Below are 14,827 nucleotides of genomic sequence, written 5' to 3'. Positions count from 1 at the left end.
GGATGACGTTGGAGGTGTGGACACCGACCCATGGCGCGATCTGGCCGGCAACATTGATCAGACTATTCCACAAGGCGTTGCGCGTTCATCTGATCCGAACTCAGGAGCGATGGCCTTTCTAATGATGCTGGCCATGGATCGCCGGAACAGTGAACGAAACGGCCTGACCGCCAATCACACGGTGTTCAGGCGTGACAATTTCGATCAGCACTTTATGTTTGCCAGCCGGCAGTCCGGTCAGAACAATTGCACCTGTGCCGCCTGCGTCCGCCCAGCGCCACGGCAGATCGTCGACGTTGACGTGCAGGTGGCCCACCCGTGGCGATACGTCGCTTGCACCGGGACCGAAAATCGGCAGGATGCGAAAATTCTCCGTCCGATATGGAATAATGGCCACCCCTCGCGTGGTGAGTGGTTCTGCAAGGGGCTGATCGACAAGAAGTTTCGGCTCGGGCTCATCCTTGATAGGTAAAAACTGAGTCTGGACACTGCCTGGCGTTTGGGCTTGGGCAGTCGCGGTCGCTACAGTCAGAAGGGCGGTTGCAGCAAAGCCGAGGGCTCTAATGGTCGTTATCATGACAAATATCATCCCGTGATAGCCGCGCCGGTCGAGACCGGGAGATTTCCGATCGCCGGCGCGATGTCTGGTTGAAGGAAATAACCGAGATGCCGATCAAGCCACGCTGAGCTCGACTTCGATGTTGCCGCGGGTGGCCTTCGAGTAAGGGCAAAGCTGGTGCGCCCGTTCGACGAGGGTGGTCGCAAGTTCAGGCGCGATGCCCGGCAGGCTCACACTCAGCCGCGCGCGTAGCAAATAGCCATCATCACCCAAGACGAGGTCGACCTCGGTATTGATTGAAGCATCGGCGTGCAGGCGGAGGTGGCGCTCGCCGGCGGCCTTTCCGACCGCGCCGAGGAAACATGCGGACCAACCCGCCGCAAAGAGCTGCTCGGGATTGGTGCCAGCGCCCGTCGATCCGGGTGGCGACAGCTTGATATCAAGACGCCCGTCTAAGCTGCGCGAGGCGCCGTCGCGCCCGCCGGTGGTGTGGGTTTTACCCGTGTAGACGACTTTCGACATTTCATTTGCTCCTGATCGGATGTCAGCCGGCCTGATAGCGGGCTGCTGGCTTGTTGGTGGACAAATTTCCCGCCATCGCCTGCCGGGCGCCGTCGAAGGCATCCCATTGGCCGGCATCGTGAAGGCTCGGGATGGTGACGAACTCCTTGCGCGAAAGCCCCAGTAGGGCAGCGTCGACCAGGTCTTGAGCCGGCATGACCATTTCTTGCGGCAAGTGCTGAACCGGAAGCCCTGCGACATCCCAGAAGTCAGTCGCGGTGGCACCTGGGAGAACGACCTGTACGTGGACGTTGCTGTCGGCCAGTTCCTGGCGCAGGCTCTGGCTGAAGGCGAGAACAAAGGCTTTCGTGCCGGCGTAGACGCCGTTCAATCTTTCCGGCGCGACCGCCACGATCGAAGCAATGTTGATGATCGTACCCCGGTCCCGCTCGACAAACGCAGGGACGGCGGCGTAAGTGAGCCGCATCAGCGCATCGACATTGAGCGCAATCATCGCGCTCATGGCGTTGACGTCGGACTGGACGAGCGGCGCGGTCGCCCCGACACCGGCATTGTTGACCAGCATCGTGATCCGCGGGTCCTCAGCGATCAGCGCTGCGACCCGGGCTACGTCGTCCGTTGTCGTGAGGTCGGCAGTGACGATCAAGACGGTGCGGCCCGTCTGTTCGCGGATAGCAGCTGCTACTCGTTGCAGCCGGTCGCCGTTTCGCGCAACGAGCATCAAGTCATAGCCCTGCCGGGCAAGTCGATCTGCATAAAGGGCGCCGATGCCGCCCGATGCGCCGGTAACGACGGCGATTCCTAACGTTTCCTGCATGGCATTTCCTTTCGGGTTGTCGTGGACACAGCCAAGCGTCAGTTGCGACTTGTCGACTGCGATGGGTAAGAATATGAGCTCGGTAAAGTTGGCCCGGTAGCGAGCAAAAATGAGAGCCAGCCTCTCGTTTGACAGACTTGATCAGCGTTGGCGTAGATACCGAGGTGCCGGCTCACTGTTCATGAGGTCGTCAAGCAGCGCCTTGCGCGCGCGCTCATAACTCGCCCAACGGCCGGTCTTTACCAGCGAGGGGATGGTTATGGCCTCGCGACGGTCGAAACCCACCATCGCGGCATTGACGAGATCGGCAGCCGTCATCATTCCGGGTATTGCTTCAGGCACGCAAGCGGGGAACGGCCAGACATCGGTGCGCACCGCGCCGGTCAGAACGAGCTGAACATAGACGTTTTGATGCGTCAGTTCGGCCTGCATCGTGCGGGTCAGGGCGACAAGGAAGGATTTGCTCGCGCCGTAGACACCCGTCGCAACTTCTGGCGCAAAGGCAATTGCGGATGCCACGTTTATGATGGCACCCTGACGTCGCCGAGCCATGCTATGTGCGGCCACTGCTGCGAGGCGTGCATATGCCTTAACGTTCATTCCGATCAGGCGGTCGAGGTTGAGCGCCCGGTCTTCCAGAAGCGGTTTGCCGGCTGGCAAGTCGAGATTGTTGACGACAAGGTCAAAGCCCTTCTCCTCCACGAACCTAGCCTCCACGTCTTGGAGGCCTTGGTCCGTCGAAAGGTCGACAGCGACCACCTCGACCGCCACATCGGTCTCAGCTTGCAAAATGCGCGCAAGGGCAATTGGCCGGTCAGGGTTATTTGCGAGCAACACGAGATCATATCCGCGGCGAGCAAGGCGGTTGGCATATAGCAAGCCGATCGCGCAGGACGCGTAGGTGACGAGAGCCTTGGGGTGAGTTCGCGACATGACGTTTCGGTCCTTTCGCGACAGATGTAGTCCGTTCCCCACCGTTTGGGACTTGCCGGATTCAAGAGGCTGCCTCTCGCATTCTTGCTCTACCGCCCCGGGTGGCAATGCTCGATTTCTCGGCGCCGATCATCAACCAGATCGTGACCGCCCGGTTCGATCAGTGCAAAGCGGTCATATCGAGGCTTTGAACCTTCATTGGAGAAGAACATGAACACGCAATTGAAACGGAAGATCGCCTTCGCCCTGTCGATGGGCATCATCACAACCGGAATTATCTCCTTCGTCCTTCTTGCGCTCAACCTCGGCTTCTCAAAGGGATTTGTCCTGACATGGCTGCGCTCGTGGAGCATCGGGTATCTAATCGTCATTCCCGCCGTCCTGCTGATCGGACCGCGACTTCAGGTGCACGTCGATCGACTGGTCCGATGATCCGGTCGAGGGGAAAGGATCACCGACATGACAATGGTCTTTGAGAAGACTCATCACGGAGAGGACTGGCCAGGCAAGCTCAATTCGAGGTTTCCCGGGAGTTCAAACAAGACATGCCCCGCGGATGGAGCCATGACCACATGACCACGGCAGATGCTTTCTCCAGTGACTACGCGCATTTTACAAGGACCAGGATTACGTCGAGGCGAATCTCGGCCGGCTCACAAACAGCGGTGAAGGTGGTCTGGGGTAAGAAAGACTCTTATATCAAGAAAGAAATGGGAATCGAGCTTGCCGAAAGGGTCAATGCGGAATTCTCGCTCCTTCCCGGCATCGGGCACTCCCCCCATCTTCAAGACCCGGAGCGGACAATCGACGACGTCCGCGCGTCATTGCGGTCAGTGCGCAATGCCACCATAGTTACTGCACGTCGCGCGGAACCGTGGCAAAGCCCAGTCGATGAATGTGCGCACCTTCAAGGCAAGAAGCCCTTGGCGCGAATAGACGATATGGATCGGCCTCGGCTCGCTACCGTAGCCTTTCAGGATCGGCACAAGCGCGCCAGAGGATAATTCGTCGGGAACCTGGTAGTCGAAGAGGCGGGCGATCCCGACTCCGCTTAACGCCGCGGCAACACAGTTGGCCGCGGTGTTGACCTCGATGCGGCTTCGCGGCACCGCTTCGATTGGTTTGCCTTCGACTTCGAATCCCCAGAAGAATGACCGGTTGTTGAACATGATGCCCTCATGGTTCGACAAATCGGTGGGATGTTGAGGAACGCCATGCCGCTCCAGATAGGCTGGGCTGGCACATGTCAGCAGGCGAAATTCGCCGGCCTTGACCGCATAGAGGGAACTGTCGGCGAGTTCGCCAAGCCGAAAGGCAACATCCACCTGCTCATTCACAAGATGAACTGAACGGTCGAGCGACAGGAGGTTCAACGTCACTTCCGGGTGCTCTTTCATGAAGTCCAGCGCAATAGGCAACACGTACCGACTTCCGAACTCCACTGGCATTGTGATCGTGAGCATTCCACGCGGCGTTTGATATTCGCCGGAGGCTCGGCGTTCAACCTCTTCGAGGTCTGCCATAATCTTGCGTGCGGCTTCGACATAGTCGCGCCCGGCGTCGGTAAGCTGCAGATTGCGACTTGTTCGGATGATGAGACTTGCGCCGAGGTGCCGTTCAAGATCAGCGACCTTGCGGCTGACGCTGGGCAGGGGAGCATTCAGCCTGCGGCTGCCAGCCGACAAGCTGCCGGCGTCGACGACCGCAAGCAGTACCCGCATCGCATCAAATCGATCCATAGGCCCCAACGACTGGAATGACCGTTCAAAGGTAGCCGAAATCACGTCCGGTGCCTAGATGGCGGCCTCGGCGGCAATCGTTGCCGCGAGCACTTGTACCGGACTGGCTCGTGCAGGTCATCTATACGCTCTGGGGCCGACCGGTCTTGGCGTGACATTTGACATTCGCACGATTGGCCGATCACAATGTCGCCAGGACTGCGTTCGACAACCGGCTGCCGTAATTCGCACGCGTGCTCACCTTCTTTTCCAGCGCTTCGATCACCACGGAGGAGAAATCCACGCCGTAGAGCCGCTCAATGTTTTGGAGCCCTCCCGGCGTGAATACGTTGATCTCCAATATCTTGGAACCAATGATATCGAGACCGACCAAGAACATGCCATCGGCGACGAGCTTCGGTCTTACGATTTCGGCGACCTCAAGGATTTCTGGCGTGATCTTCACTGCGGCTGCAGTTCCAGCCGCGCTGATGTTGGAGCGGACCTCGCCCTTTGCCGGGACCCTGCGAAATGCCGCATAAGAACCATCCTTTTCCAGCGGCCTGCCGTTCATGAGAAACAATCGAATATCGCCTTCGACGGCATCGGGAAGATAGCCCTGGGCGATCAGGTATCCCTCGCCGCTGACTGCTTCGAATATCTGATTAAGATTGGATTCCTTGCTTGATTTGATCTTGAACACGTGCCGGCCGCCCGATCCTTGAAGCGGCTTGAGGACGACGCCACGCTTCTGGCTGTCGATGAAGGCCCTGATCTCGTCCAGGCTCTTGGAAATAAGAGTAGTCGGCCGTATGACCTCGGGGAAGTCTTGAAAATAGAGCTTGTTCTGCGCCTTCGCCAAGGCGTCGGGATCATTGACGGCGATCACGCCGCGCTCAACCGCAAGCCGTCCGAACATTGCCCCGACATGCGCTGCCCAAGGCCGTTCATCGGCGTCCAGGGATGGGTCGTTGCGCAGGAAGAGAACATCGACATCCACCACGTCAATCGTTTCGGTCGAGGTTTTCTCATTAAGGATCGCGATGAATGCTTCGGCGTTCTTGGGTTTTCCAACACCCGGAATGATCGCCCGCATAGAGAGACTGTCATCCGGTCGAAGCACAAAACCATCGGGCGTGACGTAGCAGATATCATGGCCACGGGCCATCGCCGCAATCGCCAGAGAGGTCGTCGTATAGGACGGAGCCTCGCCCTCGATGGAGTTCACGAAGAACGCAATGCGCATCTAGCTTTCCTTTGGTTGGACCATGTCGATGGGCCGCATTCCCTGTCTGGCCCTGTCGAGCCTTTCGCGCCCTTCACCGGTGGCGAGAAACAGCGGATAGACAGACGGTTGCTTCAGCAACCCGCGTGCTGCAAGCTCCTCCATGACGCCAAAATGAGAAGAGGCGATCTTTCCCATCCAGAAGGGTTCAAGCGCACCGCCGCGCTTGAGGTGATCCAGGAGCTGAAGCAGTCCTCTCAGGTAGATCGCATCTTTGGCGAGACCGCCGCCTCGGTAAATCCGCAGCGCAAGATTGAATGCCCCGAAGTGGGTGAATTTGTAATCCTGGACCAGACGATAGAACGTATGTTCAAAGGGCACTCCCGCAAGCATGTCGGCGCATGCGACGACGCGGGCAGCAATCAACTTCAGCCGTTCCACGGTCATACCGCCCGAGAGGTATTCGGCGAAAACCGCAAGGCCTTCCTGCATCCCTTCATAGCCAGAAAGGCCAGAGCGAAAGAGCCGCAGGCCTTGCGACGATCCGTTGAAGTAGGTGAGCAGGTGGACGCCGATCTCATGGGAAAGAAGTGGCTCCACGCGCCGTCGATCCATATTGGTCGTCTTTGATATCAGAAGGCGATGATTGGTCACCATCAACCCTGATGGAAGATCATCGCGAAGTTCGATATCGACTTTGAAGTCCGGCCACGCCCGCCGATACATAGCGATCATCGCCTGTGCCCGTCGCGAAACATAGTTGGCGTCCGCATTCGGCGCCTCGGAAACCCGGTCGTCAAAATCAGCCGGGCCGCCGTTCGAAAGCGTGCCGAGAATGCTTTCGGCTTCGGCAAGGAGAGACGGTTCGACAGGCCCGTATAGCGCTCTTCCGAACTCTATGAAGCTGGCTGCCTGGCGCGACGCGATCAAGGAAAGCTGCAAATCCACTTCGCGTTGCTTTTCCCGATAGAGATCGTAGAGAACCGGGTCTTCCATATGATCAAAGGAAACCGAAAAGAGGTGCTGCTTTGCGCTTTCGACCTGGATGGTCAAAGGGCGGTAGAGGAAGGCGGGTTCGCCTCTGAAACTGTTCGACTTGAACTGTTGAAACGCCTGCTGAGCGTTGATGGGCGTAACCGCAAGGAGCACGTCAAAGGCCGACGCAATTTCATCGATGCCCCGGTCAACACGGCTCACGGCATCAACAAAGGCGCGTCGACCCAAGGATCGATGCGATGTCAGTTTCAAGATGCCACGAGAGCCAATGAATGCGGCACATGCCCGTAGCCCGGCATCGAACAGGGTTGCAATCAGCTGATCTCGAAGCTCTGGGTATATCTCTGCGGACTCGGGCGCGCGGTAAATCGGAGCAAACTCGGCCGATAGGACGGCGCAACCGGATAAAGCAGAAATTTCTTCGTCGATTATCGATGGCGGAGCGCCTCGTTCCTCGACCCTTGGCGTGCGAAACCGAGCCTCGCTCGCCATGACCGCCTGCGAGAATGTCTCCTTGGCTACAACGGCATTCTCGGTTGACCAGACCGAAACCTCGAAGGGCGGTAGATAGGGCGCGTCATCGGTAAGGAACTTGTCGCGCCCGAGCTCTCCGATTCTGATGACCAGGAATGATCCAAATCGTTCGACCGCGATGGCGCTAAGAGCCTGGATGACAGGCATGACCTGCTTTGGAGTCGATGCGAGAAGATACGAAGCGTTTGACTGTGTTACCGACCGGGCAACCTCTTCGGTCTTGCGGGTCTCAACGTAAATGAAGAGGAAGGGCAGCAGTCGATCAATATGAAGTCGCCCGCCTTCCGGCAGCTCCTTGCGGATCGGCTTATCATCACGCAGACACTGTGTGACCTCCTCCAGCCAACTCTCCTGAACTGCCGACGTCTGTCGCATCATCGAGGCTGCCCCACAATGCGTTCCAGAAGCGGAACCGCCGCCGTTACCGCGTCGCGAAGTTTGCCGAGTACGGCGTTGTCCGGCTGCCCGGTCCACTCGTCCATGAATATCTTCTTGAACTCGATGGCGATGGCACATCCCGTCTTGGGGAACTGCTCATGGATAAACCGGGTTTGCTCTCCCTTGCCCTGGAAGGCGATATTCTCGCTCACAGCCAGCGGCTTGTCTCCGGTCTTGACGGCTCGGAAGTGCTCCATCAACGGATCAACGACATGCGCCCAGCGATCGCGGTCCATCGAGAAGGTACCGATGTTGATATCTGGGGCTTGCTCGGGATCGGTCCGGATGTCGGGACCGGCGCGGCGATGGTTATAGCTGTGGACGTCGAGAAGGACGAACTCCCCGTGGTTTCGCTCGATACCCCTTAGAAAGGAGCCAAGCATCTCATAGTAGTCATCGTAAACCATCAGCGAGGCCAAGTGTTCGGAGGCGGGAAGGCCATTTTTCCAGACGGTTAGCCCCCAAGCCTGCTCAGGACGGAAATAGACCGCCTGTTCGCGACTCCGGTTGAGATCGATCTCAAAACGAGAACGATGAAAGACGACCTGGTTCGGCACGCCACTGATCAGGAAGGCTGTGAAGGGGTCTTCCTCACGAAGACGCTCGGACTCGCTCAAAGCACAAAGCGGCAGCAAGTCCTGCCGCATAAGCCGACCGTCATGGATTGCCGTCGCGATGACCGGAGATTGGCCCCTCCTGACGCTCCATAAAGAACCGGTGTCGGAACACGCGCTGTTTGGAACCTCGATTTGGTTTGTCAGTGATCGACCTTTCTGAACTAAGCCTTGCCTAAAGTTGTCGGGATTGCTTTTCCGCCAGCCGGACACGCCGGCGCTCCTTGGTTGCCTCTGCCTTTTGGCGATCTGAAAGAGAGTGGATCACAATCAGGACCAACGATGGCGGGACGATCCTTCAATGGAGGGACGACTGGTCGATGGTTGCAGGAGGTTTCCGGACACATATTATCTACCGATTGCAGGGCTCTCGCCTCTTAGAGAAGAAGGTAGATCGGCGTTCACCTTGATCAAGGTGGGAGGCATCGAGGCATTTGCAGGAGGGCACGAACACTTCGACGGGCGGGCATTGATGTCGAGGATACAAAGCCTGCCTGAACACCGACGGATTGATCATCTTGAAAACTTGAGGTTCGCGACCTTGACTGCGAAATTTATGGAACAGCCAAGCCCGGTCAGGTTTTGATGTGAGGAGATGCGTTTTGGGCCGGTTCAGGAGCTAGATGGACAGCGCATGTTGAGCGAGGGCGCATTGGCTATGCGCGCCGGCAGGTGGAATATGCTCGCTATCTGATCGTCGGTGGTTGCTCCGGCACGCGGGCACCGCATTCGGCCGTCACTGATCTTAGCGGTCATTTGGCGCGCGCTGGTGTCGGAAAAAGGACCAGTTGCAGGGCCAGATCGCCAGACGAATGGCCGACCAGGGCTCGCGAAAGAGTGCGCGCGAGCCAGAAGACGAGCATGTTTTTGCGAGAAGAAACCCCAAGGCTTAAAGTGGACTGAGCAAGGGTTGATAGAAATCAGCCACTCCCTAGGAAACCATCTTGGAGGCACGCCAATCGACAAAAGCGGCCAAAAGTGCTGCCAGCAATGCGAGTGATGCCGATATCAGCATCATACCGAGCAGTACATGGGTTGCACCTGACTTCACAAGGAACAAGCCGGCGATTGAGGCTATGAGCGCTCCGCCAGCGGTTGTCATTGCAGCGGCCAGCCCCGCCGCGGTACCGGCGAGATCGGCGCGCACCGACAGCACGCCTGTGTTGGCGGCGGGCATGGTCAGTCCATTGCCGATGCCGATGAGCATGCAAGGCCCAAAGAACGCAAGAACGTGGGCTGTCGCCAACATCGATAGGATCAGGCCAACCACCAGCCCCATGCACGTTATGAGGCGCCCGACAATGAGGGTAGCGCCCAGCGCGTGCTTGGAGGCGTAGCGGCCAGCCAAATAGCTACCCAGGATGAAGCCCGCCGGGACCAACCCCATGTAGAAGCCCAGTTTCGCACTTGAGCCGCCGAGCGTCTGACCAACGGCCAATGGTGATCCGCCCAAGAAGATGTAAAGCGTCCCCATGGACCAGGCCATACACAGGGTGTAGGCCCAGAACCGCGCCGAACTCAGGAGCTGTCGATAAGCGGCAAGATAGTTCCCATGCGGTCTCTGTGAGCGCGCGGCCGTTTCCCTTAAATCACAAAGGGCCAAAGCGAGCATTGCTGCACCAAGGACCGCAAAGACTACAAAGCTCGCCCGCCATCCGAACAACTCGTCCAACGTCCCGCCAAACATCGGACCGAGCATCGGCGCAAGTGCCCATCCCACGGCGGCGTAACCGATTTTGCTTGCGGTTTCGCGCTCGCCCGATGTCTCCTTGATCAGGACGAGGGCCACGGAAAAACACGCAGCAATGGACGCCTGCATTGCTCGAAACAGAAGGAAAACGCCGATATTGGTCGCCAGTGCACAGCCAAGGGACGCGACAATGAAGATGGAGACAGCCATTAATACGACCGGCCTGCGCCCATATCGATCCGTCATCGCCCCTGCGATGACCGCTGTCAGCGCCGATACGGTTGCATAGCCCGCAACCGAAAGATTGACGAGCGCGAAATCAGCTTGGAACGTGGCTGCAATGTTCGGAAGCGACGGCAAGATCATGTTCACCGGCAGCACCGCAAGCGCCGAAAGCAAGATGAGGGTCGCTAGCCGGGGCGGGGCAGTCGTCAGGGGCATGTCCGTTTTTCCGGTGACTTGGGCGCACGACGTCTGAATGGGATTTTCGCTCGTCATGGTTTTGTCCGTCTTGTCAGGAGTGATTGCGGAAGTCTGACGAGGCGCGGCCCAATCTCCGGGCATAAAAAAAGGCCCCGTCAGGAGCCTGCTTACCGCGCATGGGTGCTTTCGCCGGATGGCTATACCATCCTGCCCATGCGCCCTATCACCACGACGAGAACCATTGCGATCTTCATGACGATACAGCTAGACAGGAATTTGCACGTCGTCAATGCATCGTCCTTTCAGTGCAGGAAACGCCCAGGCCACGTATGGCGATGATTGCTTGCGGCCACTCGCTTATGCCCGCAATAGGTCCGACCGCATAGAGGAACCAGAATTATGTGCTGAGCTCGCCGAGCTCCCGCTCCTGGCAAAACACTTTACTGCCACGGCGCGCATCGCATCAAAGTGGATTGCAGTTTAGCGGCTAAAGCGATGTCGCACATTCTGGGGGGATATCGCAATGACGAACAACGCACGTAAAATCGGTCACACTTCTTGGTCTGCTGACTATGATGACGGGCAGCACTGTCTATGCCCAGGACGGCAAGACCCTTTCAGTTACCGATGGCCGCGGGGTTAAAGTCGAGGTTCCATTTCAACCGAAGCGAATTGCTTCGATCTCGTATTTTGCGGATGACGTAGCGCTCGCATTGGGAATCAAGCCCGTCGCCAGCCCCTACATGACAGCTGGCCGCGAACCTGACTTTCTTCTTGGCACGACTGCGGGTATGAAGCAGGTCGGCCAGCGCGCCAAGCCCAATCTCGAGCTTTTGTCGGAGGCTAAGCCCGACCTGATCGTCGCGATCCGCCGCTACACGGTCGGCAACGCACCGCAACTCTAAAAGATTGCTCCCTTCGTCGCCTTTAACATGGAGTTCCTGGACGCGAGCGACCGCGAGATCGCAGAGCTTTCAAAAATCCTCGGCAACCCTGAGCGCGGCATCCAGCTCAACAAGGAGTTCCGCGCGCATCTTGTCGATTTTGCGGCAAAGGCACCCAAGGACGTGCGCCCCCGGTTCGCGATCATGTGGGGTGGCGAAACACCCTTTGCGTTTCACACCGAAAATACGGCTGCCTCCATCGTTACTGCGGTCGGCGGCGACAACATCGCCGGAAACATGACGCCGGGCGGGGAGTTCGGCATCGATTTGAGCCCGGAGACCATGCTCGAGAAGGATCCCGAAGTTCTCTTCATCTACGACTCAGGTCCAGACCGGCCGCATGAGAACAACCCGATTTGGCAGGAGCTCACCGCCGTGAAGAACAAGCGGGTCTTCTACGTCGGCGACCAGTGGGTGAGACGAACGGTCCGATCGCCCGCGAGATCGTCCTTCGTGAGGCTGCCCACTATCTCTATCCCGATGCGTTTTCTGCCGTCGACGTGAGGGCGGAAGCTACGAAGATCATTCCGGGTGAAGCCCAGAACTAAAGGGCTGATGATCGCGACGACGATGGACGCACGGAAATCCTCAATAGTCATTGGGTTCGTCGTCGCCGCGACTTTGTTGATCATCGTCTTGGGGCTGCTGCCAGGCGCGAAAATGCTATCTCTCGAGAGCGTCCTGCGCGTGCTTTGGGCTCCTGACGGCAAGATCGACTCGATCCTTGTCTTGTCTGGACCCTGAGGCTGCCGCGAAGCCTTCGACAAGCAGCCGCTTGAGCAGGAACGCACATTAGCGCCGCACCGGTTGTTTGGGTCCTCTCATTTTTGACCAGCAACTGACGCTTCCGCGCGGCTGAATTTTGCTGACTACCGCATCGACGTTAAGTTCGTGATCAGACCTGCTTTAATTACGAGCACGGGCCGATTGACCTCCGGATGACCTATGTCCTTCAGCTGATCGGGCGTCAAGTCTGCCAGCGCCGTCCGTCTAGCGACGGTCCGCCGCCACCCCTGCAAGGCAGCGATTATGGTTGCGGCGCACTTCAGCGTGGATCCAAACAACTGTGTTTTCGACGCGCTGCCGCCAGCGCGAGTTTCCGTATTAGCCATCTTCAGTCTCCCATTTTGAGGTTTGCAGGTGGGAGCGTGCCACGCGGGTGTTTTCGGGCTGTTCGGCTGTGCGTGAAGAAAAAGCAAAAGTTCGACAAGCCGCCGCTAAATCGATGTTAAATCTATCTGCCGAAATGCTACTCTGCGGCAGCGGTCAAAATCTGGAGACGATCTGTGCGCATCAGGTTGCTAGGTGGCCTCGAAGTTACTTCTCCGGAACACCGGCAAGTCCGCTTCACCACGCGCAAGACTTCGCTTCTTTTTGCTGCCTTGGTTCTCGGAGGCAGCCGCGGCTATCGTCGGGAACAGCTTTCTGAAGCCTTTTGGCCGGGACGAAGGAATGGGCAGGCCCGCAATAGCTTGCGGCAGGCGCTGGTCGACATCAGGCGGTCGTTCCCGGCTAGCAAAGATGCCACCGTCTACATCGATGGGGACCAGGAGGCCGTCGCGCTGGTTGCCGGACCGGATGACGCGGACATTTCGATCTTCGACCTGAAACTGGAAGGCGGCCGGACCACTGATCTCGCGTTTGCTGCGGATCTCTATCGCGGTGAGGTGCTTGCAGGCGACGCCATTCCGGACGGACTGGATGAATGGTTCAGACCTCATCAGAGTAAATATCAACGCAAGGCGCAGCAGCTGGTGGAGCGGCTGAGCCTGGCGCTCTCTGGGCCCGGCTCCGCAGAAGAGACAGCCTGCGAAGGGCTCGCGGAGAGGCTGCTTGCTTCGGACCCGACTGTGGAGGCGGCCCATCGAGCGTTGATGCGGATCCACGCTCTCAGGGGGCACGAAAACGCGGTCTTGCGCCAGTTCGAGTCCTGTCGAGCTCTCTTGAAGAAGCATCTGCGCGCGGAGCCCGAGGCACAGACGGCCTTCCTGGCGGCTTCGCTGCGATCGCTGGAGGAAACCGAATATCAGCGGACCGCACCGAGCCTTGACGTCGTGTCGCAGCCGCAGGTCCTCTCAGTCCCGACGAAGCATCACGATCGGGCATCGGTGGCGGTGTTGCCATTTCAGAATCTAAGCGGCGATACAGAGCAGGAATATTTTGCCGACGGCATAGTGGAGGACATCATCATCGCCCTGGCTCACTTCCGTCACCTGTACGTCATCGCGCGGAATTCGAGCTTTACCTACAAGGGTCAGGCCGTAGACATAAAGCAGGTCGGACGCGAATTGGACGTACGCTATGTGGTCGAGGGAAGCGTGCGGCGGACGGGTGACCGCCTGCGCATTGCCGGGCAGCTCATCGACACTTCGACGGGTGCCCACCTCTGGGCAGATCGTTTTGACGGAACTCTGGCGGATGTATTCGATCTTCAAGATCAGGTCGCCTCAAGCATCGTGGGCGCGATAACACCGAAAGTGGAGGAGGCTGAGATCGAGCGTGCCAAACGCAAGCCGACAGAGAGCCTCGACGCTTACGACTACTATCTCCGCGGGCTGGCGGTCTTTGACCGGACGATCACCGTTAGATCCACCATCGACGATGCCTTGGGGCTGTTCATGAAGGCGATCGACCGTGACCCGGAGTTTGCTATGGCCCATGCTCGGGCGGCGCGGTGTTACGCGACCCGAAAGAGCAACGGTTGGATGATCGACCGCGCGCAAGAGATCGCCGAAGCTACCCGACTGGCCAGGAGAGCGGTCGAACTTGGAAGGGACGATGCCATTGCGCTCTCCTACGGCGGATACGTCCTCGGCTACGTTGGTGGTGACCTCGATGACAGTGCGGCTTGCATCGATCGCGCGCTTGCTCTCAACCCGAATCTGGCCGCTGCTTTGGGCGTCAGCAGCTGGGTGAAAGCTTGCTTGGGCGAACCGGACAAGGCCGTCGAACACGCCGCGCTTGCCATGCGCCTGAGCCCATTTGATCCGCGCCTGTTTGCTTGGCAGTTCAACTCCGGGCTCGCTCATTTTTGTGCTGGCCGCTACGATGACGCCGTCGATTGGGCGGGAAAGTCGTTGCGCCACCAGCCGAACTACCCGAGTGCGATGCGTGTCGTGGCGGCGGGTCATGCCATGGCGGGGCGGTTTGTGGAAGCCCAGGAAATGATCGCTCGCCTATGCGACTTCGACCCTGCGCTGCGCCTTTCGAATCTTGCCGATATACTCCCACCGTTCCGACGACTGGACGATCGTACTCGGTATATAGAGGCTCTTCGGAAAGCGGGACTGCCGGAGTAACCTCGATCTGCGCAAAGCTGGGTCGGACGTAGAAAGCAAAGCTGGAGCAAGAATGGCATTATCCACGTCGATCTCCTCCATGGCGTCGCGGCGCTTGCGGGCACCATCTTTGATG

Annotated in this window: 11 protein-coding genes and 3 pseudogenes; 5 read left to right on the top strand and 9 right to left on the bottom strand. The window is 58.4% G+C overall.

Annotated elements, in window-relative coordinates; genetic code table 11:
* Window positions 1-118: 118 nt before the first annotated feature.
* The 4 genes from QA644_RS29260 to QA644_RS29245 all read right to left on the bottom strand — a co-directional run bounded on the left by QA644_RS29260 (window position 119) and on the right by QA644_RS29245 (window position 2,831).
* Window positions 119-577: a DUF6130 family protein gene (locus QA644_RS29260; protein ID WP_283072705.1), complete on the bottom strand. Its 459-nt coding sequence runs from the start codon at window positions 575-577 to the stop codon at window positions 119-121.
* 96 nt (window positions 578-673) lie between these two features.
* Window positions 674-1,081, bottom strand: a complete 408-nt coding sequence (locus tag QA644_RS29255) for an organic hydroperoxide resistance protein (RefSeq protein WP_283072704.1) — start codon at window positions 1,079-1,081, stop codon at window positions 674-676.
* A gap of 22 nt (window positions 1,082-1,103) precedes the next feature.
* Window positions 1,104-1,898 carry an SDR family oxidoreductase gene (locus tag QA644_RS29250; RefSeq protein WP_283072703.1) on the bottom strand — a complete coding sequence of 265 codons (795 nt, stop codon included), beginning with the start codon at window positions 1,896-1,898 and terminating at the stop codon, window positions 1,104-1,106.
* A 141-nt stretch (window positions 1,899-2,039) separates the two neighbouring features.
* A complete protein-coding gene (locus tag QA644_RS29245; protein ID WP_283072702.1) occupies window positions 2,040-2,831 on the bottom strand; it encodes an SDR family NAD(P)-dependent oxidoreductase in 792 nt (263 codons plus the stop codon).
* Between the two features lie 210 nt (window positions 2,832-3,041).
* Here QA644_RS29245 and QA644_RS29240 point away from each other — a divergent pair, with 210 nt between their 5' ends.
* Window positions 3,042-3,263 carry a DUF2798 domain-containing protein gene (locus QA644_RS29240; RefSeq protein ID WP_283072701.1) on the top strand — a complete coding sequence of 74 codons (222 nt, stop codon included), beginning with the start codon at window positions 3,042-3,044 and terminating at the stop codon, window positions 3,261-3,263.
* Between the two features lie 398 nt (window positions 3,264-3,661).
* On the opposite strand, the gene QA644_RS29235 is transcribed toward QA644_RS29240, so the two are convergent.
* From QA644_RS29235 to QA644_RS29215, 5 genes are all read right to left on the bottom strand, one after another.
* Window positions 3,662-4,570 carry a LysR family transcriptional regulator gene (locus QA644_RS29235; protein ID WP_283072700.1) on the bottom strand — a complete coding sequence of 303 codons (909 nt, stop codon included), beginning with the start codon at window positions 4,568-4,570 and terminating at the stop codon, window positions 3,662-3,664.
* A gap of 181 nt (window positions 4,571-4,751) precedes the next feature.
* Window positions 4,752-5,795, bottom strand: coding sequence for a glutathione synthetase (locus tag QA644_RS29230; RefSeq protein ID WP_283072699.1), 1,044 nt, complete (start codon window positions 5,793-5,795; stop codon window positions 4,752-4,754).
* Window positions 5,796-7,682: a flavohemoglobin expression-modulating QEGLA motif protein gene (locus QA644_RS29225; protein WP_194730872.1), complete on the bottom strand. Its 1,887-nt coding sequence runs from the start codon at window positions 7,680-7,682 to the stop codon at window positions 5,796-5,798.
* Window positions 7,679-8,503 (bottom strand): N-formylglutamate amidohydrolase, encoded by an 825-nt coding sequence (locus tag QA644_RS29220; RefSeq protein ID WP_246763501.1) that lies wholly within the window; start codon window positions 8,501-8,503, stop codon window positions 7,679-7,681. The genes QA644_RS29225 and QA644_RS29220 overlap by 4 nt, the downstream gene beginning before the upstream one ends.
* A 784-nt stretch (window positions 8,504-9,287) precedes the next feature.
* Window positions 9,288-10,544, bottom strand: coding sequence for an MFS transporter (locus QA644_RS29215; RefSeq protein ID WP_283072698.1), 1,257 nt, complete (start codon window positions 10,542-10,544; stop codon window positions 9,288-9,290).
* 497 nt (window positions 10,545-11,041) lie between these two features.
* On the opposite strand from QA644_RS29215, the pseudogene QA644_RS29210 reads away from it, so the two are divergent.
* From QA644_RS29210 to QA644_RS29195, 4 genes and pseudogenes are all read left to right on the top strand, one after another.
* Window positions 11,042-11,961, top strand: a pseudogene (locus tag QA644_RS29210) (ABC transporter substrate-binding protein).
* A gap of 22 nt (window positions 11,962-11,983) precedes the next feature.
* A pseudogene (locus QA644_RS29205) lies at window positions 11,984-12,174 on the top strand (iron ABC transporter permease); the annotation flags it as partial.
* A gap of 525 nt (window positions 12,175-12,699) precedes the next feature.
* Window positions 12,700-13,356, top strand: a pseudogene (locus QA644_RS35255) (BTAD domain-containing putative transcriptional regulator); the annotation flags it as partial.
* Window positions 13,357-14,712 carry a CadC-family transcriptional regulator gene (locus QA644_RS29195; protein WP_283074048.1) on the top strand — a complete coding sequence of 452 codons (1,356 nt, stop codon included), beginning with the start codon at window positions 13,357-13,359 and terminating at the stop codon, window positions 14,710-14,712.
* Window positions 14,713-14,827 lie beyond the last annotated feature (115 nt).

The organism is Rhizobium sp. CC1099, from assembly GCF_029714385.1.
Taxonomy (GTDB): domain Bacteria; phylum Pseudomonadota; class Alphaproteobacteria; order Rhizobiales; family Rhizobiaceae; genus Rhizobium.
This window is presented reverse-complemented; position numbering and strand designations above follow the sequence as displayed.

What these genes read in the sequence shown, in the direction of transcription:
- QA644_RS29235 (WP_283072700.1), bottom strand. Translation starts at nt 4,570, where the DNA reads ATGGATCGATTTGATGCGATGCGGGTACTGCTTGCGGTCGTCGACGCC.
- QA644_RS29250 (WP_283072703.1), bottom strand. Translation starts at nt 1,898, where the DNA reads ATGCAGGAAACGTTAGGAATCGCCGTCGTTACCGGCGCATCGGGCGGC.
- QA644_RS29225 (WP_194730872.1), bottom strand. Translation starts at nt 7,682, where the DNA reads ATGATGCGACAGACGTCGGCAGTTCAGGAGAGTTGGCTGGAGGAGGTC.
- QA644_RS29240 (WP_283072701.1), top strand. Translation starts at nt 3,042, where the DNA reads ATGAACACGCAATTGAAACGGAAGATCGCCTTCGCCCTGTCGATGGGC.
- QA644_RS29245 (WP_283072702.1), bottom strand. Translation starts at nt 2,831, where the DNA reads ATGTCGCGAACTCACCCCAAGGCTCTCGTCACCTACGCGTCCTGCGCG.
- QA644_RS29255 (WP_283072704.1), bottom strand. Translation starts at nt 1,081, where the DNA reads ATGTCGAAAGTCGTCTACACGGGTAAAACCCACACCACCGGCGGGCGC.
- QA644_RS29260 (WP_283072705.1), bottom strand. Translation starts at nt 577, where the DNA reads ATGATAACGACCATTAGAGCCCTCGGCTTTGCTGCAACCGCCCTTCTG.
- QA644_RS29230 (WP_283072699.1), bottom strand. Translation starts at nt 5,795, where the DNA reads ATGCGCATTGCGTTCTTCGTGAACTCCATCGAGGGCGAGGCTCCGTCC.
- QA644_RS29215 (WP_283072698.1), bottom strand. Translation starts at nt 10,544, where the DNA reads ATGACGAGCGAAAATCCCATTCAGACGTCGTGCGCCCAAGTCACCGGA.